The organism is Paraclostridium bifermentans, from assembly GCF_019916025.1.
Classification (GTDB): Bacteria; Bacillota; Clostridia; order Peptostreptococcales; family Peptostreptococcaceae; genus Paraclostridium; species Paraclostridium bifermentans.
Window position 1 is genome coordinate 2,685,845 of the sequence record NZ_CP079737.1, and the last position, 23,818, is coordinate 2,709,662.

Below are 23,818 nucleotides of genomic sequence, written 5' to 3' on the forward strand. Positions count from 1 at the left end.
GCGTTCCATCATCAATTAATGTTAATCACAATCGAATTATTTCCGACATTCTCCCTGTATTTATTTAGTCTTTTTATGAAACTTCTAAAGCGTGATTCTTCTATTAACGGTAATATCTTATTAAGATATTTGTCTATTGTTTCTATTTTAGTTGCATGTATTAACTTATGTACATCTTTACTTACTAACATTAAGTTGGCAAATATATCCGTACCTCCTAAGTGTCTAGGTGTTTTGTGATGACATTCCATATCAGTCACATCCAATGGGTGTCCAGTTAAAGCACAAGCACCCCATTGAGCACTGAATAACGAGATTCTATTATCATTATATTCGGCACTCATTTTATCAATTGGATGTTCTATAATATACCTTAAGTCATTTGGATTGACACATTCTAGATTCTTATGAATTAGTTCTCTACCTCTTTCACTATAAGGGGTTATCTCATTTTGAAATCCCATAGGGTTTTTATGAGTAATTCCTCCAATAGGGAATATTGGCATTTTACATACAACAGTTGGTTTATAGTTATATTGTCCATACAACTTTTTATAAGTTTCATTGGCAACATACTCATATTTCTTAACTTTTCTACCGTTAATTTTCTTTTTCGTGTGCTTTTTCTTTGTTTTGAATCTATTGTATAGCATTTTAGATAATTTAAAGTGTATATCTGTCATATCGAGATTTACATGTGTCGCCATCTTATAGTATTCATGTCGACCAAGGATTTTGGAGTTTAGTAAATTTACGTTTTTAATCGTGGTGTTACGTTGTAACGTTTTGATTTGGTCTTTTAAATCCTTTATCATATTATCTTTCGCTTTAGCAGTCATCCATGAGTTTATTACCCACTTATTACCCTTTTGCTTTAGCTTAAATCTTAATCCTAAGAATTCCGAAGAGCCCACCTTTAAATCAGTTATTTTCGACTTATCTGGTGCATAATCTAAACCCAATCTTTCCTTTAGCCATTGTGTTACTGCATGATACCATCTAGTTGCTTCATCTTTAGTTTTACAGCAAATTTTAAAATCATCTGCGTATCTAACTAGGTATCCTTCTTTCAAGCCAGTGTTTCGTAAGGCTCTGAATTTATTAGACTGACCACCTGTTGGCGACAATTTGTAATTACGTTTGGTAGTGATGTTTTCCCATTGGTTTGTTATCCACCAATCTAATTCATTCAGTACAATATTAGATAGTAAGGGAGATAAAATCCCACCTTGTGGCGTTCCACTAGTAGGATATGTTATAGTAGTGTTATTCTGTTTGTCAGTTTCCGATATAGGAGCCTTTAAACATTTCTTTATAACTTCTATAAGGTTCTTATCTTGTATTCCAAGCGACCACATTTGTTTTATCAACTTTTCATGGTTCACATTGTCAAAGAATCCTTTTATATCCACATCTACTACGTAGTGATTTTTACCTAGGTTGGCATTACCCATGAAATCAACGATTGCATGTTCTGCTCTCCTATTTGGTCTAAATCCGTAACTATGTTTATTGAATTTTGCTTCACATATAGGCTCTAGTACTTGTTTTATACACTGTTGGACTAGTCTATCTTGAATGCATGGTATACCTAATGGTCTTAGTTTACCATTCGCTTTAGGAATATGTACTCTTCTTACCGACTTAGGTTGATAATTTTCTAACATCCTTTTGGTACGGTTAACTAATTCCTCAGTTTCCATTTCTTTTAGATAGTCAATTGTACGTCCATCAGTACCAGCAGTTGTACCCCCTGTATTAGCTTTTATACTTCTATAAGCTAAAAGTATATTTTCTCGACTTGATATAATATCCATTAAATTATTAAATTTCTTACCATTACCACTTTGGGCATATAACTTATCAAAAGTTTCTTGCATCCCATAGTACTCAGTGGCTCTGATTTTACGCTTTATCTTCAAAACATCTTTTTCATTAAAATCTAAATCTAACTTTTTACTCTTGTTTGAATTCGTCATTAGTCAGCGTCACGCCCTTTCCTATGATGTATTTAGCGAACTAAATAAATCACAGGGAGGAAGTTCATCTTCTCTTAGTCTTACTTGTATCTTAAGATACGAACCTAATGTCGTAATTAATTATAATAGTTAAATTACATAAATGATTGTGAGTTTCATCAATCAATGACTTGAGGCCGTCCCTCCATGGCTTGTTATCCCCACTTCACAGGTACCACGCCTCTACTTTCACCAATGTTAAGATATGTTATATATAAACACTTGATTGAAAATATTTATACTTTCCATATCACTAGTTCATAGGAATTAAGTCCTCCCTATCATTGGCTTCCCACGTTCCGATAAATCTATCATTATATAAGGTTAGGACACACCTTTGACCCTGCTCGTATGATAACCCCTGTAAGGTTAACAGGACATTCATGGGATACATGTAGAATGACCCACAAGCGATTTAATTAAATCACCTACATTTCTATAGGTTATGGTTCAAGAGTCGTACATTCGGCGTTTCGTCATATTTAATTTTATTAATTCTATCCATGCTTATATATCGTATAACCGTAGATTTACTCTATAACCCTCTATTGCATCATACGCCTATAACGTATCAAGGTTGTTCCTACACAACAATCGTAATTAACCTCACAATATTATTTATTTATGCACATTTCTATGCATTAAAAGTAAAGAGTTGTACATTCGAGTATTCGTCAGTAATTTCATACCATTCTAATCATAGTTATACATTGACCCCCGGCCTATCACAACTCGACCACCTCTGGTTCGCATTTCCGTTGCAGTTATAATAACTACAGTTAGGGTTGTTCTCAGCCGCCTTTAGTGGGCTTCAGACACTTCTGTGCTTAATCATTTCCATGCCTGCCACAAGTCTCAGGGGAAGCCCTTCGAGGCGTTACTCTCTCATTTGACTTCTCGATTTATCAGTTATCGTTAAATTTACTTTACGAAACTGTTGTTGTTTAGATATTTCGAATATTAATTTATTCTCTATATCCTCGAGTTTTCGCTCTGCTTCTGTAAGATGCCAGTCAAGGTATTCTCCAAGACTGTATTTCAATACATCACCTAAAGCTAAATCTCTCTGTTTCTTTAGTTCTTCTATTTCCATATTGTTCAACTCCTTTAGGGTGGTTTTATAACAATATGTTTCCTTAGAAGGAGATTATTTTATAATCTCAAAATTTAACGCTATAGACTTCGTGTTGTAATTTATTTACAACTTTTCACGTCTATAAACGTGTCACACATATCCACCATACAGACTCGATATAATTATTATCTAAAGTTATATATGGATTATCTAAGTCTATTTCATAAGCCATTCTTTCAGTCATGTCTCTCCATTGTTTTTCAAATGTGAAAACAGACTCTCTACATTTTTTATTGAATTTGTCTAATCCATAAGCCTCGATTTGTTGCTTATCAGATAAACCTAATTCTTTTTCTACTTGTATTTCTACTGGTAATCCATGTGTATCCCATCCAGCTTTTCTTTTTACTTGATATCCATTCATAGTTTTATATCTACAAACAGAGTCTTTTAAAGTTCTAGCTATAACGTGGTGTATTCCTGGGTTTCCATTTGCAGTTGGAGGCCCTTCATAGAATACAAAACTAGGATCATCTTTTCCTTTTTCTAAAGTTTTTTCTAACATATTTATGTCATTCCAGTAATCAGATACTTTAGCTTCAGCTTCTTTTACAGAAGAATCTACTAACGACTTAAATTTAGCCATTAAAATCCACCTTCCTTTGATTTTATTTTTTACACAAAAAAACCCGTCCCTGGAAAGGGACGAGTTATTACTCGCGTTACCACCCTAATTTTACAAATGTATATAATTAGACTACATTTGTAACACTCTTTCAATATAACGGTATTTAACCGGCTCAGCTTAATAGATTTAATCGTTCAGCCTGCAGCTTAGGAGTGATCTTCATTTTTATAAATTTATTGGTTCTCAGCTTCTCCAACTCTCTGTAAAACTATCTAAAAACTACTCTCTCCATCATAGCATTTATTATAATATTAGTTTATATGTATGAAATTTTATAATAAATTGTTCAAATAGTCAATATATTTTTACTCTAAAGCATCTGATAATTCTTTTTGAAGCTCAGCTATTCTTTGAACTCCATTTTCATCTATGTCTGAAAAAATATCATCAACACTTCTAATTTCATCTTCTAATAATGATTTAAATTTATTTCTAAATATCTTGAACTCTTTAACTATAGAATCATATTCTTTTCTTATTTCAATAACTCTATTATTAGCTTGTCCTATTATTTGTCTTGATCTAAGTTCAGCCTCTTCAACTATTATCTTAGCTTTTTTATTTGCAGCACTACATGTATCCTCAGCTGCAGTTTGAGCAGTTATAAGTGTTGCCTTTAATGTTTCTTCTATGTTTTCAAACTTACTTACTTGCTCTTGATACATTCTTATTTTGTCTTTTAATTCCAGGTTTTCTCTATATACGTTTTCGAAGTCTTCTTTTACTAAATCTAAAAATTCATCTACTTCATCTTCTCTATATCCACGTATACCTTTTTTAAATTCTTTATTTTCAATATCCACTGGAGTTAGCATGTATTCCCCTCCCTATATTATTAATTTTGCTTTTAATTTTATTTTTCCTTTTTTACTTATATCTCCTATATCGGCTATTATGACTCTACCTTTACCTCTTACTGATATAAGAGCATCCCGTTCTATTGTTTTTGATGTAGATATTATTTTTTCATAATCAACAAAAACTTTTTCTGTATTTATAAGCTTCAAACTTTCTTGTCTAGAAATATTGTATATCCCACTTATCAAACAATCCAATCTTTGTGATGATACAGTTAATGATATTTCTTTGTATTTAGGTTTGGAATATGCTATATCATCTTCGGGAATTTCCTTTACCTTAACACTATTTCTAGCAACTTTTTCTAAATTCATAATAATAAAATCTGAGATATCTTTACTTACAATAACCTGACAAAAGTTATCATGTATATTTATATCCCCTATTTTTTCTCTTTTTATACCTAGACCCAGTAAAGAACCTAAATAATCTTTATGCTTTATCTCTTTAAATTTAAAATTGCCCTCTATTTGTAACACTTTTATAGGTGATTGTACATCTTTATATTCCATATAATAAGGGAATATAGTAATAACTCTTCTTTCAGCTTCTTCAAAGCCTCCATCAACCCTATATTTTATATCGTCGAAACTATTTAATATTGATATAGAATTTTTTATTTCATAAGGATTTAGAAAATCAGTATACTTAATATCATAGCTTTTGATACAAGAATATGCTTTATCTATTACCTTAAACATCTTATTTTTTAAATCTATATCTTTAATATGATTTGTTAATGATACCTTGTCCATAATTTAACCTACTTCTAATATTTTAAAATATATTTATTATTAACATTCTTAAAAATTGAAGTACAAATAGCGCAATTATTGGAGAAAAATCTATTGGACCTTCAATATATCTAAACATAAAGTTTCTTATAGGCCCTTCTATAGGCTCTGTTAGCATACCTATAATATCATAGATTTTTGACTGTGTAGCTCCTGGAATCCATGACATTAATGCTCTTATTACAATCGCAAATTGAACTATGTCTGTTAAAACTAATAAAGAGTATTCTATCATTTCAATTCTTACTCCTTTTTATTTATTTATTTTGCCATGGGAAAAAAGCTTTACTTTCTAACTCTTTTTTCATGTTAGCATCTATATCTACATTATTAGGTGCTAATATAAATATTGCCTTAGATACTTTTTGTATACTTCCATCTAAAACATATACAGCTCCATTCATAAAGTCAAATATAGATTTACGAGTAACTGCATCATCTAAATTTTCTAAATTAACTATTACAGCTCTTCTTTGTTTTAATTGATCAGCTATAGATGTAACCTCTTCATATTTCTTTGGTTCTACTATTACAACTTTCATTTGTCCTGCTGTATGTATATTTACTATTTTATTGCTTTTAGGTTGAGCTATAGATCCAACTCCATTACTTAAATCTTCTGATATCTCTACTTCTTCCTCAATCTCTTCTATCTCTTCATCCATAAACTCATCTTCTACTTCATCTGTCATCCAATCTTTTATCTTACCTATGAAACCATTTCCCATTATTAACATCCTCCATTATATATATTGATTATTTTTTATTATAATTTCTTTGTCCAAATATAGAAGTTCCAACTCTAACAAATGTTGCTCCTTCTTCAATAGCTAGCTCAAAGTCATTGCTCATCCCCATAGATAGAGCTTCCATAGACACATTTTTTATATTTTCATCGTCTATTTTGTTAGCTAAATCTTTTAATCCCCTAAATACGGATTTTATTAAATCTTTATCATCTGTATTTGGAGCCATTGTCATAAGCCCCTTAACTCTTATATTTGGATAATTATTTGATATATTTTTTATAAAATCAATAGCATCTTCTTCAAGTATGCCGTGTTTACTTTCTTCCTTAGATATATTGACTTGTATTAAACAATTTATTTGTCTATCTATGCTTTGAGCTCGTTTTTGAATCTCATCACATAATGATAATCTATCTATAGAATGTATCATATATACTTTATCAATTATATATTTTACTTTATTGGTTTGCAAACTTCCAATAAGGTGCCATTTTACTCTATCACCTATTACTTCATATTTTCTAGATAATTCTTGTGGCTTATTTTCGCCTACGTCAGTTACTCCACATTCTATAGCTTCATTAACTGCATCTATATCTACAGTCTTTGTTACAGCTATTAATTTAACTTCATCATTACTTCTATCGGAAGTTTTACAAGAATCATTAATTCTTTTTTCTATATTAATTAAATTAGATTTTATAGAGTTCATTTTATCACCTGCTTTTACTAATTTTTTTACCTCTTGGGTTTAATATCACTTCATCATAAATACTAATACTTTTTATTCCATTTATATGATTTTTGTAATAGTCAATAACTATATATTCTTCACTCTCATAAAAAGTTCCTTGTAATTCTACAAATTTCTCTTCTCCTGTTTCAGAAATTACGTAGACACCTTTTTTACCATCTACTTCTACAAATGCATCTTTAGGAACCTTTAAGCCTTCTGTTGACTTATATATTATATCAAATTCTTTTACTCTTGTATCGCAAATTTCCATATTTTGTTCGCTTATAGCTAATATAGCAATGTAGTCATTTCCATCCTTATATATATCATATACATTTGTATTTATTTTTTCAACGTCACTAGATAGAATTATTTTTTGTCCTACATTTAATTTTTTTATTTCTTTTTCATTACAGCTTACAGCTACATATTGCTTTAGATTGTTTACTATTCTTGCAACAGGTTCACCTTTTTTTACTTCTCCATCTTTCTTTATATCTACATATTCTTCTTTTGCATTTTCTATATCTTCTTTTTTCACTTCTCCAATATTTTCTAAGTTAAATTTTTTCTCATTGTTATCAAATTTATATGAGATAATACCTGAATTTTTAGCCTTAAATAATTGTGAGTTATCTTCAATTAAATTTGAAACTTTTTCTGCTTCATTTTCTTTGTCTTGTAATGTCTTACTATTTAAATCACTTCCTATTATTTCATTTTTGTCTTTTAGAAGTTTAGATATTTTGTTTAAATCACTATCTATGTTTATATCTCCATCTAATAAATTGTTTTGTAAATTTAAACTCAGTTTTTTTATACCCTCATTTATGTTTTTTATATCCGATTTTACTATCTTTGTATTTCCTAACTCTATATCTGATATATCTTGTTTTAGATCTTTTAGCGTGCTTACCGTTTTTTCGTCTACATTACCATTGTAGATGTATGCTACTTCATCACCTTTTTTTATTTTATTACCTTCTTTAATACAATATTTTACTTTTCCATCCATACTACTTTCCAATAAATATTCATCTCTAATTACTAGTCCCTTTTTCTTGAAACTTTCTCGAACAACTTGATTTTCTAAAACCAAAGTATCTGCATTTTTTTTAATTATACCACTAAGTATATTTGATAATACGTATATACATATAAATATCAAAATCAACTTTGTATAATTAAATTTTAATTTTCTCAATATATATCCCCCTAAAAATAAATATAATACTATATTTATTTCTTCAATATAAATGCAACTCCTCTTACTTTTTCCAAAAACTTAAAAGGTACATACCTTAGTATGCACCTTTTTTTATTTATAAAATAATAGTTATTATGTTTGAACAACCATCATTTATTATTTTTTGTAAAGTTTTTTGTATCTTAACTCTTACATCGTCTGGCATCATATACAATTTACTTTGTAATTGATCTTTCACTAAGTCATGTAATGATTTTCCAAACATATTGTATTCCCATATTTCATTTGGATTTTCTTCAAAACCTTTTAGTAAACTTTCTAACATCTCTTTACCTTGTTGTTCTGTTCCTACACCAGGAGAAATTTCTGTAGATATGTCAGCTTTGATCATATGGATAGATCCAGCTTTAGCTCTTAATCTAACTCCATATTGTTTACCTTGCTTAACTATCTCAGGAACATCTAAAGTAAGCTCATCTATAGTAGGTGCTACTAACCCATAACCTTTCTCTCTTACATCAGTTAACGCTTGTTCTACCTTTTCATATTCTGTGTTAACTTTAGATAATCTAGTTACTAGGTTTAATAGTTCATATTCACCATCTATTTTAAATCCACTCTTCTCTTCTAAAACATTATAGAATAAGTCCTTTTTAGTTCCTAAATTTATACTTACTACACCTTCACCTAATTCTACATTGTCAACTTGAGTTTCATCTAAGAAATCTAAACTTTCAAATCCATCTATTATAGAATTCACATCTCTTATAACTCCAACCTCATTTATACTGTCTTTTATAGCACATATTATGTTATTTTTTATCCAATGATTTTTCTCTAATCCTTCTATCCATTTAGGGAAGTTTATATTTATTTCATTTATAGGGAAATCATATAATACATTTTCCATAACTTCTTCCACATCCTCTTCATCCATAGCCAAAACATTTAATGGTATTACAGGCTTATCATATTTTTCTTCTAATTCTCTTTTTAATTCTAGAGTTGACTCAGCATATGGATCTAATGTGTTTAATACTATTACAAATGGTTTTTTAAGTTCTTTTAACTCATTTATTACTCTTTCTTCAGGTATAGAATATGATTTTCTATCTATTTCAGTAATACTTCCATCTGTAGTCATAACTATTCCTATTGTAGAATGGTCTCTTATAACTTTTTTAGTTCCTATTTCTGCTGCTTTTTCAAAAGTCATAGCTTCATTAGACCATGGTGTAGATACTAATCTTTGTTTACCATCCTCTTCATGACCTAAAACTCCATCAACTATGTACCCAACGCAATCAACCATTCTAACTTTCATTGAAACATTTTCTCTAATCTTTATTTCTACACCATCAGCTGGAACAAATTTTGGTTCAACAGTCATAATTGTTTTTCCTGAACCACTTTGAGGTATTTCATCTTGTGTTCTTTCTCTTTTAAATTCATTTTCTATATTAGGTAAAACTAATAATTCCATGAATTTTCTTATAAATGTAGATTTACCTGTTCTAACAGGTCCAACTACACCTACATATATATCCCCTTGAGTTCTTCTTGCTATGTCCTCATATATATTATTCATCTATAACCCTCCTGCATACAAATTCTTAATAAAGTATATTTTAATCTGCAGGTTAATATTACAAAAATAAAAAAAAACTAGATTTAATAATCTAGTTTTCTTTTACTACCTCTTCAACTTCATGCGTTTTATTTCTCATCATTAGCTCATCTACAACTTCATCTGGGTTCGACCCATTGTGAAGAACTGAGTAAATAGCATTAGTTATAGGCATTTCTATGTTTATTTTTTTTGATACATCATAAGCAACTTCTGTTGCTGTAATTCCTTCTACTACCATTTTAACTTCTTTCAAAGTTTCTTCTAAACTTTTTCCTTGTCCTATAAGTATTCCAGCTCTTCTATTTCTACTATGCATACTCGTACATGTAACAATTAAATCTCCTATTCCTGACAATCCAGAAAAAGTAGGTGATTTAGCTCCCATAGCAATCCCTAATCTGCTTATTTCACGTATTCCACGTGTCATAAGAGCTGCCTTGGCATTGTCTCCATATCCTAATCCATCACATATACCTGCTCCAAATGCGATGATATTTTTCAATGCTCCACCTAATTCAACCCCAACAACATCAGGGTTTGTATATACTCTAAATTTAGGGCTCATGAACGTATCTTGGACCTTTTCCGCAGTACTTAATTTTTCAGATGCTACAACTACAGTTGTAGGTATATCTCTTGAAACTTCTTCTGCATGTGATGGTCCAGAAAGAACAACATATTCACATTCTGGTATTTCTTGTTCGCATACTTCAGAAAGTCTTAGCCCAGTTCCTTTCTCTAAACCTTTTGCAACATCAATTAATATCTGATTGATTTTTACAAATGGCTTAATTTGCTTACAAATACTTCTTATAGCTTGAGAAGGTACAGCTAAAACTATCATTGAGCTATCTGTTACTGATTCTTCTATATTTGTTGTAACTTTAATATTTGTTGGTATGTTTACGCCTGGAAGATAATCTCTATTTTCTCTAGTTTCATTAATTAAATTACATTGGCCTTCGTTTAAAGTCCACATAGAGACATCATATCCTTTTTTAGCTACTACTAATGCTAATGCTGTTCCCCAACTTCCAGCTCCTAATACACAAATTTTTTCCATACAAACACCACCTAAATATACTTAAAATATTATTTTTTTTCTCCTATTTTTCTTTCTGTTCCATTTAATAGTCTTTTAATATTTTCTCTATGTTTAAAAATTACTGATGCTGATAAAAACAAAGCAACTGCTAATCCTTTATAATTTCCTATAAAAAACATTATTATAGGAGACATACATATACTAAGTACTGACCCTAAAGAAACATATTTTGTCACGTATACAATTAGTATGAAAAATGCAAAACAACTTAAAGCTATCACAGGGTTTACAGCTATCATAGCTCCTAAAGAAGTAGCTACTCCTTTTCCACCCCTAAACCCTAGATATATAGGCCAGTTATGACCTATTACAACAAATACAACTGCTATGTAAGATGCTGTAGCTACATCTGTATGGGCTATAGTGGCTATCACCTTTGCTATTAATACAGCTATTACACCTTTTAACAAATCTCCTACAAATGTCAGTATTCCAGCTTTTTTTCCTAATGTCCTAAGAACATTTGTAGATCCTGCATTTCCTGAACCTTGGGTTCTTATATCCACACCCATCATTTTTTTTGCTATTATATATGATGTCGATATACTTCCTATAAAGTACGATACTAAAATAATAATTAGGTAACTAATCATTTCTTCCCCCCTAATACCTATTTTCTTTTTTCTCTATAGTCAAACCATACAGGTGTACCTTCAAATCCAAAGTTTTCTCTTATCTTGTTTTCAAGATATCTTTGATATGAGAAGTGAGTAAGTTGCTTATCATTTATAAATAATGTAAATTTAGGTGGTTGTGTTCCAGTTTGAGCTCCATAGTATATCTTAAGTCTCTTACCTTTATCTGAAGGTGGTTGGTTAAGAAGTACAGCTTCACCTATTACATCATTTAATGTTGATGTTGGAACTCTCTTAGCATGTTCTTCAGCTATATAAGTTACTGTTTCTAATATTTTGTTCATTCTTTGGTTTGTTTTAGCAGATACGAATACTATAGGTGCATACGCCATGAATGGGAATTTTTCTCTTATAGTTTTTGTATATACACTCATAGTTTTATCATTTTTTTCTATTAAGTCCCATTTATTTATTACAAATAAACAAGCCTTACCTTCATCATGTGCAATACCTGCTACTTTTGTATCTTGCTCTGTTACACCTTGTTCTGCATCTATTACAATAAGAACTACATCCGCTCTATCTACCGCACTCATAGCTCTTATTACACTGTATTTTTCTACATTTTCATATATCTTACTTTTTCTTCTAAGTCCTGCTGTATCTATTAAAAGGAATTTATTATCTCCTTTTTCTAAATAAGTATCTATAGCATCTCTAGTTGTTCCAGCTATAGGACTTACTATAACTCTTTCCTCTCCTAACATATTGTTTAATATAGAAGATTTTCCTGCATTAGGTTTACCTGTTATAGCAACTCTTATTATATCTTCGTCATACTCTGTATCTAATCCTTCTGGGAAGTTAGCTACAACTTCATCAAGTAAATCTCCAAGTCCCATACTATTTGCACTAGATATTGCAAATGGAACCCCTAATCCTAACTCATAAAAATCATATACATTGTCAAATTGAGTTTGACTATCTATTTTGTTTACTACTAATATTACAGGTGTCTTAGTTTTTCTAAGCATTTGTGCTACTTCTTTATCCGCTGCTGTAAGACCTGCTTTACCATCAACAACAAACATTATAACGTGAGCCATATCCATAGCAAGCATAGCTTGATTTCTCATTTGAGATAATATTATATCATCACTATTTGGCTCTATCCCTCCAGTATCTACAAGTGTAAAATATTTGTTTAACCATTCTACCTCTGTAAATATTCTATCTCTTGTTACTCCTGGAGTATCTTCAACTATTGATATTCTTTTTCCTGCTAACTTATTAAATAAAGTTGATTTACCAACATTAGGTCTTCCAACTACTGCAACTACCGGTCTATTATCGTTCATAATAACCTCCCTCTCTATTTCAAAATCTTATCAACAAAGTCTTTCCCTTCATTTAAGCAAGGTACAACTTCAATATTCATAGTATTTTGTAATTCTTCTAGTGTAATATTGTCTAAAAATATTTCTTCATCTGCTTTTAACATACTTCTTGGTATATATAAAGTTTGTCCTAAGTCCTTGTCCTTTAACTGATCTATTATATCTGTAGCTGTTATAAGCCCCGATACAGTTATAGTTTCTCCGAAGAATTTATTTACTATCTTGTAAACCTCTATCTCTACTCCTGGGCATTTATTCATTATGCAACTTGCCATATTTTTTATGAATTCATATGCAGAATGTCCTGTAGCTATAGAAATTTTCTTTTTAGCATTCATCTTTTCATCCGAAATAGTTTGTAGATAATCATGAATTTCTCTTTCTAACTTGCTTATCATACCTACTCCATTTTCGAATTGTATAAAGCCTTCATAAGCATCATAATCTAATAATTTTTTATTTGCCATTATATAAAACTCATCTGATAGGAATATAAATCTTGTTCCTAGTTCATTTAGATATTTTTCTTGTAATTCATGAACTAACTCTATAGTTTCTCCAGCACTTTGTTCATTAAATATTTCTAAGTTTGGTAGATGGTCTCTGTGTTTAGTTATTCCTACTGGCACTGCTGCTGCACTATTTACATATGGATATAGCTTTGTTAAATCAGATACAGTTCTTTCTAATTCTGCTTTGTCATTGTATCCTGGACATAAAACAATCTGACAATTCATTTGTATCTGAGCATCAGCCAATCTTTGCATTATTTCATAAAGCCTTCCAGCAAACTTATTTTTAATCATTTTTTGTCTAAGTTCTGGATTTGTAGTGTGCACAGATATATTAATAGGGCTTATTCTATATCTAATTATATTATCTATATCTTCCTCACTCATATTTGTTAAAGTGACAAAGTTTCCTTGTAAAAACGATAATCTTGAATCATCATCTTTAAAATAAAGTGTTTCTCTCATGCCTTTTGGTAATTGATCTATAAAACAAAATACACATTTATTTCTACAACTTTTAGCTTTATCTATTATAGGATTTGTAAATTCAATTCCTAAATCTTCATCATAATCTTTTTCTATTTCATACACATATATTTCATTGTTTTTCTTTTTTATTTCTACTTCTAAGTACTCATCACTTAGCAAGAATCTATATTCTATTATATCATGTATCGGTTGATCATTTATAGAAATTAACAAGTCTCCAACTTCTATTCCTAGTTCACAAGCGATGCTATCTTTGTATACTTTACTGATTATATTATTTGTATTTTTTACATTGACTTCCATAAATTTCACCACTTTTCCTTTATAAGTACATCACATTATATTACCACGTTTTCTTTAAAATAGTCAATAAAAAGGTACCTTTAAAGGTACCTTTAATGCTTCACTACTATTAGAGTTCCATGATATACATCATGAACCATACCTCCCATAGTTTTAGATATTATTAATCCTCTTTCTTGAAGTTCTTTTTCATCTTCTGCATAAAAAACAGGAATATTAGCCGATTTCATTTCTTTATTTGTAGTAATTATAGCTAATGTTACGTCAGTTATACCTACATTCATGTTCTACACTCCTTTTTGTTGTTTTATATTAAACCTCTTCAATGCCCAATTATTTCCTCTAGAGCTCTCAATTATAGGTGTACTTTTAACCGCTGCTATAAGCTGATTTATATCTTTCTCAATAGGTATATATGGCATTACTAAACTTTCATTTTTAGGATTTCTTCTCAAAAGAGGAACAAAGTCTGGTTCATCTGGAGTTCTCATTATCCCTAGTCTTGAGTAAGCTATGTTAGCTATTGTCTGTCTTTGTCCTGGACTTAATATGATGCCGCTATTTATGTAATTTCCATCTTTAGGTATGATTTCTACTGCTAGTCCATAATCTAAATATCGTTGTTTTGAAGAATCCAATCCTATATTGGAAATTACAACATCATTTACTTTTAATAGAGGTCCATCAAATGATATTTTAGCCGGAATAACCTCTGCTATAGCTCCTATACTTTCTCTTACAAACAACTTCTTAAATATCAATGCCAATGCAAGACCTGCTGATGCCCCTAAGAAGATGCTACCTCCTTCTCCTATATAAAGCTCCGTCTTAGATAAATGATACACCGCTGACGTCGTTAAAGCTGTAAGAATACAAGTATAACTTCTAACCTCATATGTTAGTGCAATTTCTTCAATAAACCCAGCTCCACGTTTTACTAATAAAGCATCTTCCATATCTGTCAAAGACTTTCTCTTACTATGTCTAACTTGTCTAAATTGACTAGCTGCAAGTGATAAAAATGTAATTGACGTATATGATTTTTGTATTAAAGCAGGAACTAGCATTGCTCCTAACGCTGATCCTATAATAGCTAAAACAAGTTGTGATACTAACATATTTGGTTCTGTCGGATATTGTTTTCGGTCTGTCTTTAAAGTTATAACCCTTGAAATAATCCCTATAACTATACCAATTATAAATATACTTTTCATTTACTCACCCCTTAATTTTGCTTGTTCTTATTTTTCTTTCTATATGCATTGTTATTTCCTTTTGAACTATCTAATATAGGCGCACTTTTTATAGCTTCTACTGTTAAATCCACATCTCTAACTAATGGAATATATCCAAAGTTAACTGAATTATCTTTGGGGTTTGTTCTTGCTATAGGTATGAACTCTGGCTCATCAACATCTCTATCTATTCCCATATGTAAATACACGTTATGTAGCATAGCTTGTTGTTGTGCTGGATCTCCTATTATACCTGCAGATACCATATCTTTCGGTATAACTTTAAGTCCTATACCCTTTTCTAAATATCTTTGTTTTGATGCTTCTAGACCTATATTTGTTAGAACAACTCCACCCACTTTTAGTAATGCTCCATCAAATTCTATAGGTACAACTTCTACGTCTACAATATCTTCTAAACTCTTATTTGCTAGTATTTTTTTAAATATGTACCCAACTATTCCAGTTGCTACTATTGATGATATAGTACACATAATAAAATTAACTTTAAATGTATTAAATATTGTTATAAATGCTATAGATGCTGCTAGTGATGAAAAAATACTAAGATAATTTCTGACTTCGTAGTTTTTGGACACATCGTGAATATAAGTCATACCTTTTCTAATTAATTCGCTATCATCTATATTTGATAATGTTATTTCTTCTTCGCTTGCTACTTCTTGAAATTGTTGTATACCTACTGCTAAAAAAGTAAGAGCTGCAAACTCTTTATCTAATAAAGCTGGGAATGCTACAGCTCCTAATGCCGATGCAATAAACGATAAAATAAGTTGTTCTATATAATCTTGAGGCTGCGTTGGCTGTTGTTTATTTACTATTCTTAATACTATAAGCCTTGATAAAACTCCAAGTACTAGAGCTACCCCAAATGCACGCCTAAATAATGTAGCGTCATCCATATATTTCCCTCCTTTTATTTTTCACTATACTTATTGTGTGCAAAAACAAAAAAAAATTTCCTTAATTAAGGAAATTTTTTTTTGGTATTGTAACTGTAAATTCAGTTCCTATATTTAATTCACTTTTTACACATATAGTTCCATTTAAAGATTTAACTATATGTTTTACTATAGCAAGCCCTAGTCCTGTACCACCTACATCTCGACTTCTAGCCTTGTCAACTCTATAAAATCGCTCAAATACCCTGTCTTTATCTTCTTTAGATATTCCAATCCCATTATCTGAAACTTTTATAAATACCTCTTCATTACTTTCATATACACTAGTTTCTACAAAACCTCCATCAGGAGTATATTTTATAGCATTGTCTATTAAATTTAAAAATATTTGTTTAATATAATCTCTATTAGAGTTTATAAAAATTTTCTCATCATCAAATTTATATTTTAATTCAATATTTTTTATCTTGGCGGAGTTAATCGTTAACTCGTAAACTTCTTTAAATACATTTAGTACCTCTACATTTTCAGATGTTATCGTGTCTTTATTTTCTATAAATGAAAGTAATAATATATCGTCTATAAGCCTTTTTAGTCTATCCGATTCTGTTTCAATTATTCCTAAGAATCTATCTCTCATATTTTTATCTATATTTTCATTTATTCTTAATGTTTCTACAAATCCACTTATAGATGTAAGAGGTGTCTTTAACTCATGAGTTACATTAGCAACAAAATCACTTCTCATATTTTCTAACTTAACTCTTTCAGTTATGTTTTCTATGTTTATTATAGAACCGATGATAACATTATTACTACTTTGAAGGTATATAGGGTCTAGCTTTATGTTATATACTATGTCTTCATCATTAGTAATTTCTTTCATTTCAGTTTTCTTAGATCCTATAAATTTAGCAATTTCATTTAATATCTTGTAGTCTTTTATAACGTGATGTATATTCTTACCTTCTATTATATCAATTCCATCACTTTTTATTATTTTTTTTGCTTCTTCATTTATCAATAAAACATTTCCATTTATATCAATAGCTAAAATACCATGTGATATACTTTTTACAATAGATTTTAATTGTAAGTTTTTGTATTGAACTTCTTGAATCGTAATATCTATTGTATCAATCATATCATTAAAATTATCAACTAGTTGCCCTAATTCACCTTTTGCTGATATGTTTATTTTGGCATGGAATTCTTTGTTACTTATTTTTTTTGAAACAGCTATAAATTCTTGTAAGTAATTTCTTAAATTTATAGCGTATCTTATTGAAATTATAGAAACTATAATTGATATTAAAACAATTAAAAAGTATATGCTTATATTATCCATGTTAAAACGCCCCTTAATCTATTTTATATCCTATTCCTCTAATAGTTTCTATATATTTTTCTTCTTCACTAGTTCCTTCTATTTTTTTTCTTAAATATCTTATATGAACATCTACAGTTCTAGTTTCTCCATAGTATTCATATCCCCATATTTTATCTAATAAATAGTTTCTAGATAGAACTTTCCCTTTATTTTCTAGTAAAAGTCTTAAAAGTTCAAATTCTTTAAGTGTTAAATCTATCTTTTCAGTGCCTTTAATTACCTCATGCTTTTGTAAATCTACTTTTAAATTTCCTATACTTAACACCGTCTTATCACTATTATCATTATTAACGTTATATCTTCTTAAAACAGAGTTACTTCTAGCTAATAACTCTTTTACACTAAATGGCTTTGTTATATAATCGTCAGCACCTGAATCTAATCCTTCTACTTTGTCGTTTTCAATATTTTTAGCTGTTAGCATTATTACAGGTATATTTTTTAAATCTTTATCACTTCTAATTTTCTTTAAAAGGTCTATTCCACTTATATTTGGAAGCATCCAATCCAATAATATTAAATCAGGCATTATCTCTTTTGCTTTTATAAATCCATCAAAACCATCGTATGAATAATGAACCTCATAATCCATAGTTTCTAGGTTAAATTTTAAAAGCTCTACAATATGCTTTTCATCATCTATAACTAACACTTTAGTTTTCATCTTAAGTTAGCCCCTCTCTACTTTACTTCAAGTATCATACCTAGCCTTTTTGTTGTTTGATTATGTTTTCTATATGAATGAAACTTATCACTATTACAACTAGTGCATATGTTTAAATTAACTATATTTTCTTTTTTCACACCACAACTTGTCAATATCAATTCATTTACTTTCCATAAATCTAGATAGTACTTGCTTTCTTTAATTATATAAAATTTTTCATCTCTATTTGTAATAATTGTGTTAAATTTTTCAATTAAATCTTTAGATACCTCATAACAACAAGGTCCAATTGAAGGTCCTAATACACAAACCAAATCTTCAGGGTTTGTTCCATACAGCTTTTCCATATTTTCAATAGATTTTTGAGTTATTTTTGAATATGTACCTCTCCACCCTGCATGACAAAGTGCTACAGCTTCCTTCTTAGGATCCACAATAGCCACAGGAACACAATCTGCAACAAAAACTAATAGTGGAGTTTTTTTCAAATTTGTAACTAAAGCATCCCCTTCTTTTATTTTTCCTATATCTTCTTTTTTTATTATGTTTACTATATCTGAGTGAGTTTGTTTATTATTTGTTAAGTTCTCAAAATTCATATTTAACTCTTTACAAAGATTTTCTTTATCAGACTTCGATGCCATATCAATATTTATATTGGAAAATGCTAAGTTTACAAAATCACACTTTTTATCAAATTCTTCAAATCTTATATAGTTTTTCATACTCAATCACCTTTTTTCTGTTAGTATATTTTTCAGCTCTTTAACAAATGTATTTATATCTTTAAATTGTCTATATACTGATGCAAATCTTACATACGCTACTTCATCTACATCTTTTAATTTATCCATTACCATCTCACCTATCTTTTTACTTTCTATTTCTGATAAGTAAGCCTTGTTTATTTCATTTTCTATGTAATGTATTATTTCTTCAACTTGCTCTATTGAAACAGGCCTTTTTTCAGAAGACTTCAATATACCATTTTTTATTTTATTTCTATCAAAATATTCTCTACTATTATCTTTTTTTATAACCATAATAGGAGTTAATTCTATTTTTTCGTATGTAGTAAATCTCTTTTTACAAGATTCACACTCTCTTCGTCTTCTTATAGATTGACCATCTGTATGTCTTGAGTCTATTACCTTTGATTCTTTATAATTGCAGTAAGGACATAACAAAGCCTATCCCTCCTTTTTTCTTATGTCTTTTATATATTAAATTCATCTAAACTATGATCTTGACCTTGGTTTACTATAATTGTATCACATCCTATTTTTATTATATCATTCCAAAAAACAACTTGCCCATCATAATTTCTTGAAAAAAAGTTCATGCCTCCATCACCTTCAATTGTGAATGATAAAATTTTTCCTTCATTCGTATCCATCTCTATATCTGTAATAAATCCCATTCTTTTACCATTTTTAACATTTATTACTTCTTTATCCATTATATCAGAAATTCTAATCATATTATAATCTACCTCCTCTTAAAAATAAATATGTACAAGAATAAAAAAAAATGACCATACTGGCCATTTTAAATTATTTTTTTAATTCTATCATACTTATAAATTTTTCAACTAATTCTGGATCAAACTGACTTCCCGAACATTTTCTAAGCTCTTTTATAGCTTCTTCATGACCTTTTCTATTATTGTAAGGTCTATGAGATGTCATTGCATCAAAACTATCTGCTATGGATATTATTCTAGCTAAATATGGGATTTCCTTTCCTTTTAAATGGTCTGGATACCCTCTTCCATCGTATCTTTCATGGTGATGTTTTATAGCTGGCAATAGTTCTTCAAATGCTTTTACATGCTTTATTAACTCTACTCCAAGTTCCGGATGTTTTTTTAACATATCATACTCTAGATCAGTTAGACTTCCTTTTTTATTTAATACTTCTTCTGGAATTTCAATTTTACCTATATCATGAAGATAAGCTGCTAGTTTTAAACGCAGTTTATCTTTTTCATTGAGATTTAAATAGTTTGAAAACCAACCTAGATATATGACTACTCTTTCTGTATGTCCATATGTATATCTGTCTTTTTTATTTATCATGTTTATAAGTCTTTTTAATGAATTAGCTGTTTCTTCATCTATGTATATATGATCTGAAATTTCTTCTAAAACACTATAATATACTTCTACCCTATTTTTATTAAGTGATTTAGCCCTATAAAGAGCATCATCTGCCGTATTTATAAACTGATGCTTATTACTTGCCCTTAGCGGATATGATGAAACTCCTATAGATATGGTCATGTTTTTATTTGGTTGATTTTCTTGCCCGTAAAAGTATGTGTTTTCTATATTTATTCTGATTCTCTCTCCAACTATTATAGCATCTTCTTCCACAGTATTTGGAAGAATTACAGCAAACTCTTCGCCTCCATATCTTGCTACAATATCATGTTCTCTTACACTTTCTTTTAAAATTTGACCTACATCTTTTAAAACAACATCCCCTGCCTGATGCCCATTTATATCGTTGTAATTTTTAAAATAATCAATATCCATAAACAACATCGAGATTGAGGTATTTTCACTATCAGCACACTCCATTAGTGTTTCTAATGATTCTTGAAAATATCTATGATTATATAAACCCGTAAGTTCATCTACATTAGCTAGATTTTGAAGCTCTTTACTATGCTCTTTTTCTATATTAACGTACATTCCTAGTATCCATGACGTTACAAAAAAAGCACTTACTATAACTATATCAATTTGAAAGTAATTTGTTATTAATTCTTTAGCTGGTTCTTGAAGATGAGCTCCAAATTGTATTGATAGTACATCCACTCCACAAACTAATATAGAACAAATTATAGAAACAAAAATAGCATAATTTCGCCCAAATTGTATTGCAGATATTATAATTATAAAAATATATAGAAATTTATAAGGACTCTCTTCTTTACCTGTTGACATTATTATTATTGTACAAATTAGCATTAATAAAATTGTTTCTATATTATCCCTAGATTTCGCTGGATTTTCCACAAGATTATACTGTATTTTCGATAACCATATAAAGTAAACTATTAGGAGTATTATTATTGCTACTATATATATATATAACAGTATATAATTATAGCTTTTTATTGTTGTGTAAGAACTTATCATAGCTACCATTCCCAAAAGCATATATATAACTTTTATTATTGCTAATATTTCAAATACCTTTTTATTCCTTATATTTTCAAACTCATTCATGCTTTTCTCCTAAATTTCCTTTTTAATTAATAAACCATAAGGATATATCCTTATGGTTTATTTAAAATTACTCTTCTCTTAAAGATTTTGGCATTTCTGGTTCAAAAAATACAAATGTACACATTGTTGATGCACTATTTCCTAAATTCATTGCAAAATCTGAGAATAAATTTGCTAAAAAGTTCATAGCTAATCCCCCTTAAACATCTTTTATTTAAGAAAACAATCTAATTTTAATATAATTGTTTCTCCTAGCTTAGTTATTGCTATAGTCTGTAAAATTATGCCTAATTCTATACAATATACAAACATAGCTAAGTTGTAATTTAAAATTCTAGTAAAATTTAAAATTAAAATCAAAATTATAGTACTAATATAAATATTAAGCCTTTTAAATAATTTTTTTCTAAGCTTTGCTCTAGTTTCTTCCTTCTTTAATGGTTTATTTTTTGTTCCAACTGGAGCCTTTTTATAAAAAATATAATAACATGGTGCTATACTTACTAAACTAATAATATATATATAATCATAACTACAATATTTATTCAAAAAAACATAAATATAAGTAAAAATTAATGTAGTTATAATACTTATTATCAAACATCTATTTGGAGATGTTGCATGTACTCCTCCTGAAAACTTTTTCAAACTAGATGCAACAATAGAAATTAATAAAGCTTCTATTGCTTTCCCTATTATTATTCCTATTAAAATTGTAACTATATAAGCTAATATAGTATGAATCCAAATGAATAATCCATAATTCATAACTTCTATTTCTTCATTACTCTTATTTGCTCTCTTCCCCATTTTATTTGAAATATTATATGAAATACTTTCTATAATAGTCATAATTTTACCCCTATATATTTTAACTTATTTTTTTAGTTACTATATTTAATCCAATAATCAATAAAATAAATATTAGTAATGATGGAAGTGATAATATAGCACTATTAATACTAGTATTACTTGTTAATATTTTTGCAGATATTTTTAATACTTTACTTGCAATAATCATATAAATACCTTCACTAATTGCTAAACATATATATATTTTCGATATATTTATTATAGTTGGTATTATTTGTTGATTCTCTATTTTATAAAAAATCATTCCTATCACAAACATACTTAAAATAGTATGTATACCAAAACTTATAGGTAACATTCTAATACATGTTAATATTAATAAGTAAAACAAAGAGTTTTTAACAATGTTTTTTAAGTTAAAGTTTAAATTAAATAAAATGTATCCAGATAAAACTAAAAAAATACTTTCTGGAAAACTTCTAATTATTACATATGATAATGATGAATTTAACATTCAATTCTCCTCTTCATTAATATTATACACTACGAATTATATCATATTTTACATATTTTTACAATTAATCCACAACTATGCAAATTAAAAAAAATATGCAAAAGTAATAGTACTTTTGCATATTTTTTATATATATTTTCTCATGTTTTTCAAAGCATTTTTCTCTATCCTAGAAACTTGCGCTTGAGAAATACCAATCTCATCAGCTACTTCAATCTGAGTTCTCCCTTTATAAAATCTTAAATCTAAAACCAATCGTTCTCTTCCATTTAATTTTTTTATAGCTTCTTTAAGAGCTATTTCTTGTAACCAATTTTCATCCGTATCTTTTTTATCTTGAACTTGGTCCATTACAAATATAGCATCTCCATTGTCCTGATATACCGGATCAAATAATGATATAGGATCTTGAATAGCATCTAAAGCCATTACTACATCTTCAACATCTAGTTCAAGCTCTTTAGCTATCTCAGAAACAGTTGGTTCCTTAGAATTAGACCTTACTAGCCTCTCTCTCACTTGAAGAGCTTTATATGCAATGTCTTTTAAGGACCTACTCACCCTTATAGGATTATTATCTCTTAGATACCTCCTTATCTCTCCTATAATCATAGGGACTGCATAAGTTGAAAATCTTACATTTTGACTTAAGTCAAAATTATCAATTGCCTTTATAAGTCCTATACAACCTATTTGAAATAAATCGTCAATATTTTCCCCTCTGTTATTAAACTTTTGAATTACACTCAGAACCAATCTTAGATTTCCTCTTACAAATTCTTGTCTAGCTACTTCATCTCCATTTTTAATTTTTATAAGGAGTTCTGTCATTTGATTATTTTTAAGAACTGGTAACTCAGAGGTATTTACTCCACAGATTTCAACTTTATTTATTTGCATTACA

The 23,818-nt window shown here is 29.1% G+C and carries 26 protein-coding genes, 1 pseudogene and 1 other annotated feature; all 27 genes and pseudogenes read right to left on the minus strand.

Annotation, left to right across the window (positions count from 1 at the left end):
- Positions 1-11: 11 nt before the first annotated feature.
- Positions 12-1,979: a group II intron reverse transcriptase/maturase gene (gene ltrA, locus KXZ80_RS12980; protein ID WP_021433861.1), complete on the minus strand. Its 1,968-nt coding sequence runs from the start codon at positions 1,977-1,979 to the stop codon at positions 12-14.
- Between the two features lie 916 nt (positions 1,980-2,895).
- Positions 2,896-3,111, minus strand: a complete 216-nt coding sequence (locus tag KXZ80_RS12985; RefSeq protein ID WP_021433862.1) for a hypothetical protein — start codon at positions 3,109-3,111, stop codon at positions 2,896-2,898.
- Between the two features lie 139 nt (positions 3,112-3,250).
- Positions 3,251-3,739 (minus strand): annotated as a pseudogene (locus KXZ80_RS12990) (class I tRNA ligase family protein); the annotation flags it as partial.
- A gap of 52 nt (positions 3,740-3,791) precedes the next feature.
- Positions 3,792-4,025 (minus strand) — a binding site (T-box leader).
- 61 nt (positions 4,026-4,086) lie between these two features.
- A complete protein-coding gene (locus tag KXZ80_RS12995) occupies positions 4,087-4,596 on the minus strand; it encodes a DivIVA domain-containing protein (protein ID WP_021430014.1) in 510 nt (169 codons plus the stop codon).
- A 12-nt stretch (positions 4,597-4,608) separates the two neighbouring features.
- Positions 4,609-5,394, minus strand: coding sequence for a YlmH family RNA-binding protein (locus tag KXZ80_RS13000; protein WP_021433864.1), 786 nt, complete (start codon positions 5,392-5,394; stop codon positions 4,609-4,611).
- A 22-nt stretch (positions 5,395-5,416) separates the two neighbouring features.
- The gene (locus KXZ80_RS13005) at positions 5,417-5,668 is read right to left on the minus strand and encodes a YggT family protein (protein WP_021429989.1); all 252 of its coding nucleotides are present in this window, start codon (positions 5,666-5,668) and stop codon (positions 5,417-5,419) included.
- A 22-nt stretch (positions 5,669-5,690) separates the two neighbouring features.
- The gene (locus tag KXZ80_RS13010) at positions 5,691-6,161 is read right to left on the minus strand and encodes a cell division protein SepF (protein ID WP_021430031.1); all 471 of its coding nucleotides are present in this window, start codon (positions 6,159-6,161) and stop codon (positions 5,691-5,693) included.
- A 28-nt stretch (positions 6,162-6,189) separates the two neighbouring features.
- On the minus strand, positions 6,190-6,894 hold the full coding sequence (locus KXZ80_RS13015) for a YggS family pyridoxal phosphate-dependent enzyme (RefSeq protein WP_021433865.1): 705 nt from the start codon (positions 6,892-6,894) through the stop codon (positions 6,190-6,192).
- Positions 6,895-6,898: 4 nt separating this feature from the next.
- Entirely contained in the window at positions 6,899-8,122 is a 1,224-nt protein-coding gene (locus KXZ80_RS13020) for an HlyD family efflux transporter periplasmic adaptor subunit (RefSeq protein WP_021433866.1), read from the minus strand.
- A gap of 118 nt (positions 8,123-8,240) precedes the next feature.
- Positions 8,241-9,713 (minus strand): stage IV sporulation protein A, encoded by a 1,473-nt coding sequence (spoIVA, locus tag KXZ80_RS13025; RefSeq protein ID WP_021433867.1) that lies wholly within the window; start codon positions 9,711-9,713, stop codon positions 8,241-8,243.
- Positions 9,714-9,804: 91 nt separating this feature from the next.
- Positions 9,805-10,818, minus strand: a complete 1,014-nt coding sequence (locus KXZ80_RS13030; protein ID WP_021433868.1) for an NAD(P)H-dependent glycerol-3-phosphate dehydrogenase — start codon at positions 10,816-10,818, stop codon at positions 9,805-9,807.
- A 29-nt stretch (positions 10,819-10,847) separates the two neighbouring features.
- Positions 10,848-11,453 (minus strand): glycerol-3-phosphate 1-O-acyltransferase PlsY, encoded by a 606-nt coding sequence (gene plsY, locus KXZ80_RS13035; protein ID WP_021433869.1) that lies wholly within the window; start codon positions 11,451-11,453, stop codon positions 10,848-10,850.
- A 17-nt stretch (positions 11,454-11,470) separates the two neighbouring features.
- Complete coding sequence (gene der, locus KXZ80_RS13040; RefSeq protein WP_021433870.1) at positions 11,471-12,793, minus strand: ribosome biogenesis GTPase Der; 1,323 nt, start codon at positions 12,791-12,793, stop codon at positions 11,471-11,473.
- Between the two features lie 14 nt (positions 12,794-12,807).
- Positions 12,808-14,136: a DUF512 domain-containing protein gene (locus KXZ80_RS13045; RefSeq protein WP_021433871.1), complete on the minus strand. Its 1,329-nt coding sequence runs from the start codon at positions 14,134-14,136 to the stop codon at positions 12,808-12,810.
- Positions 14,137-14,228: 92 nt separating this feature from the next.
- Positions 14,229-14,420, minus strand: coding sequence for a capping complex subunit for YIEGIA (locus KXZ80_RS13050; RefSeq protein WP_021429980.1), 192 nt, complete (start codon positions 14,418-14,420; stop codon positions 14,229-14,231).
- A gap of 3 nt (positions 14,421-14,423) precedes the next feature.
- Positions 14,424-15,350, minus strand: coding sequence for a YIEGIA domain-containing protein (locus tag KXZ80_RS13055; protein WP_021433872.1), 927 nt, complete (start codon positions 15,348-15,350; stop codon positions 14,424-14,426).
- 11 nt (positions 15,351-15,361) lie between these two features.
- Positions 15,362-16,294, minus strand: a complete 933-nt coding sequence (locus KXZ80_RS13060) for a YIEGIA domain-containing protein (protein ID WP_021433873.1) — start codon at positions 16,292-16,294, stop codon at positions 15,362-15,364.
- Positions 16,295-16,355: 61 nt separating this feature from the next.
- Positions 16,356-17,642 (minus strand): HAMP domain-containing sensor histidine kinase, encoded by a 1,287-nt coding sequence (locus KXZ80_RS13065; RefSeq protein WP_021433874.1) that lies wholly within the window; start codon positions 17,640-17,642, stop codon positions 16,356-16,358.
- Positions 17,643-17,655: 13 nt separating this feature from the next.
- The gene (locus KXZ80_RS13070; RefSeq protein ID WP_021433875.1) at positions 17,656-18,348 is read right to left on the minus strand and encodes a winged helix-turn-helix domain-containing protein; all 693 of its coding nucleotides are present in this window, start codon (positions 18,346-18,348) and stop codon (positions 17,656-17,658) included.
- 17 nt (positions 18,349-18,365) lie between these two features.
- Positions 18,366-19,076: a peptidoglycan editing factor PgeF gene (gene pgeF, locus KXZ80_RS13075; RefSeq protein WP_021433876.1), complete on the minus strand. Its 711-nt coding sequence runs from the start codon at positions 19,074-19,076 to the stop codon at positions 18,366-18,368.
- A 6-nt stretch (positions 19,077-19,082) separates the two neighbouring features.
- Positions 19,083-19,538, minus strand: a complete 456-nt coding sequence (gene nrdR / locus KXZ80_RS13080) for a transcriptional regulator NrdR (protein ID WP_021430012.1) — start codon at positions 19,536-19,538, stop codon at positions 19,083-19,085.
- Between the two features lie 29 nt (positions 19,539-19,567).
- A complete protein-coding gene (locus KXZ80_RS13085; RefSeq protein ID WP_021430001.1) occupies positions 19,568-19,831 on the minus strand; it encodes a YlmC/YmxH family sporulation protein in 264 nt (87 codons plus the stop codon).
- Between the two features lie 73 nt (positions 19,832-19,904).
- Complete coding sequence (locus KXZ80_RS13090; protein ID WP_021433877.1) at positions 19,905-21,587, minus strand: bifunctional diguanylate cyclase/phosphohydrolase; 1,683 nt, start codon at positions 21,585-21,587, stop codon at positions 19,905-19,907.
- A gap of 67 nt (positions 21,588-21,654) precedes the next feature.
- Positions 21,655-21,774, minus strand: coding sequence for a cyclic lactone autoinducer peptide (locus KXZ80_RS13095; protein WP_021433878.1), 120 nt, complete (start codon positions 21,772-21,774; stop codon positions 21,655-21,657).
- A 23-nt stretch (positions 21,775-21,797) separates the two neighbouring features.
- Complete coding sequence (locus KXZ80_RS13100) at positions 21,798-22,439, minus strand: accessory gene regulator ArgB-like protein (protein WP_021433879.1); 642 nt, start codon at positions 22,437-22,439, stop codon at positions 21,798-21,800.
- Positions 22,440-22,458: 19 nt separating this feature from the next.
- On the minus strand, positions 22,459-22,914 hold the full coding sequence (locus KXZ80_RS13105) for a hypothetical protein (RefSeq protein ID WP_021433880.1): 456 nt from the start codon (positions 22,912-22,914) through the stop codon (positions 22,459-22,461).
- A 126-nt stretch (positions 22,915-23,040) separates the two neighbouring features.
- Entirely contained in the window at positions 23,041-23,814 is a 774-nt protein-coding gene (gene sigG, locus KXZ80_RS13110; protein ID WP_021430119.1) for an RNA polymerase sporulation sigma factor SigG, read from the minus strand.
- Positions 23,815-23,818: the final 4 nt, after the last annotated feature.

Excerpts from the sequence above, each read along its gene's own strand:
- ltrA (WP_021433861.1), bottom strand. The coding sequence starts at position 1,979 with ATGACGAATTCAAACAAGAGTAAAAAGTTAGATTTAGATTTTAATGAA.
- KXZ80_RS12985 (WP_021433862.1), bottom strand. The coding sequence starts at position 3,111 with ATGGAAATAGAAGAACTAAAGAAACAGAGAGATTTAGCTTTAGGTGAT.
- KXZ80_RS12995 (WP_021430014.1), bottom strand. The coding sequence starts at position 4,596 with ATGCTAACTCCAGTGGATATTGAAAATAAAGAATTTAAAAAAGGTATA.
- KXZ80_RS13000 (WP_021433864.1), bottom strand. The coding sequence starts at position 5,394 with ATGGACAAGGTATCATTAACAAATCATATTAAAGATATAGATTTAAAA.
- KXZ80_RS13005 (WP_021429989.1), bottom strand. The coding sequence starts at position 5,668 with ATGATAGAATACTCTTTATTAGTTTTAACAGACATAGTTCAATTTGCG.
- KXZ80_RS13010 (WP_021430031.1), bottom strand. The coding sequence starts at position 6,161 with ATGGGAAATGGTTTCATAGGTAAGATAAAAGATTGGATGACAGATGAA.
- KXZ80_RS13015 (WP_021433865.1), bottom strand. The coding sequence starts at position 6,894 with ATGAACTCTATAAAATCTAATTTAATTAATATAGAAAAAAGAATTAAT.
- spoIVA (WP_021433867.1), bottom strand. The coding sequence starts at position 9,713 with ATGAATAATATATATGAGGACATAGCAAGAAGAACTCAAGGGGATATA.
- KXZ80_RS13030 (WP_021433868.1), bottom strand. The coding sequence starts at position 10,818 with ATGGAAAAAATTTGTGTATTAGGAGCTGGAAGTTGGGGAACAGCATTA.
- plsY (WP_021433869.1), bottom strand. The coding sequence starts at position 11,453 with ATGATTAGTTACCTAATTATTATTTTAGTATCGTACTTTATAGGAAGT.
- der (WP_021433870.1), bottom strand. The coding sequence starts at position 12,793 with ATGAACGATAATAGACCGGTAGTTGCAGTAGTTGGAAGACCTAATGTT.
- KXZ80_RS13045 (WP_021433871.1), bottom strand. The coding sequence starts at position 14,136 with ATGGAAGTCAATGTAAAAAATACAAATAATATAATCAGTAAAGTATAC.
- KXZ80_RS13050 (WP_021429980.1), bottom strand. The coding sequence starts at position 14,420 with ATGAATGTAGGTATAACTGACGTAACATTAGCTATAATTACTACAAAT.
- KXZ80_RS13055 (WP_021433872.1), bottom strand. The coding sequence starts at position 15,350 with ATGAAAAGTATATTTATAATTGGTATAGTTATAGGGATTATTTCAAGG.
- KXZ80_RS13060 (WP_021433873.1), bottom strand. The coding sequence starts at position 16,294 with ATGGATGACGCTACATTATTTAGGCGTGCATTTGGGGTAGCTCTAGTA.
- KXZ80_RS13065 (WP_021433874.1), bottom strand. The coding sequence starts at position 17,642 with ATGGATAATATAAGCATATACTTTTTAATTGTTTTAATATCAATTATA.
- KXZ80_RS13070 (WP_021433875.1), bottom strand. The coding sequence starts at position 18,348 with ATGAAAACTAAAGTGTTAGTTATAGATGATGAAAAGCATATTGTAGAG.
- pgeF (WP_021433876.1), bottom strand. The coding sequence starts at position 19,076 with ATGAAAAACTATATAAGATTTGAAGAATTTGATAAAAAGTGTGATTTT.
- KXZ80_RS13085 (WP_021430001.1), bottom strand. The coding sequence starts at position 19,831 with ATGATTAGAATTTCTGATATAATGGATAAAGAAGTAATAAATGTTAAA.
- KXZ80_RS13090 (WP_021433877.1), bottom strand. The coding sequence starts at position 21,587 with ATGAATGAGTTTGAAAATATAAGGAATAAAAAGGTATTTGAAATATTA.
- KXZ80_RS13095 (WP_021433878.1), bottom strand. The coding sequence starts at position 21,774 with ATGAACTTTTTAGCAAATTTATTCTCAGATTTTGCAATGAATTTAGGA.
- KXZ80_RS13100 (WP_021433879.1), bottom strand. The coding sequence starts at position 22,439 with ATGACTATTATAGAAAGTATTTCATATAATATTTCAAATAAAATGGGG.
- KXZ80_RS13105 (WP_021433880.1), bottom strand. The coding sequence starts at position 22,914 with ATGTTAAATTCATCATTATCATATGTAATAATTAGAAGTTTTCCAGAA.
- sigG (WP_021430119.1), bottom strand. The coding sequence starts at position 23,814 with ATGCAAATAAATAAAGTTGAAATCTGTGGAGTAAATACCTCTGAGTTA.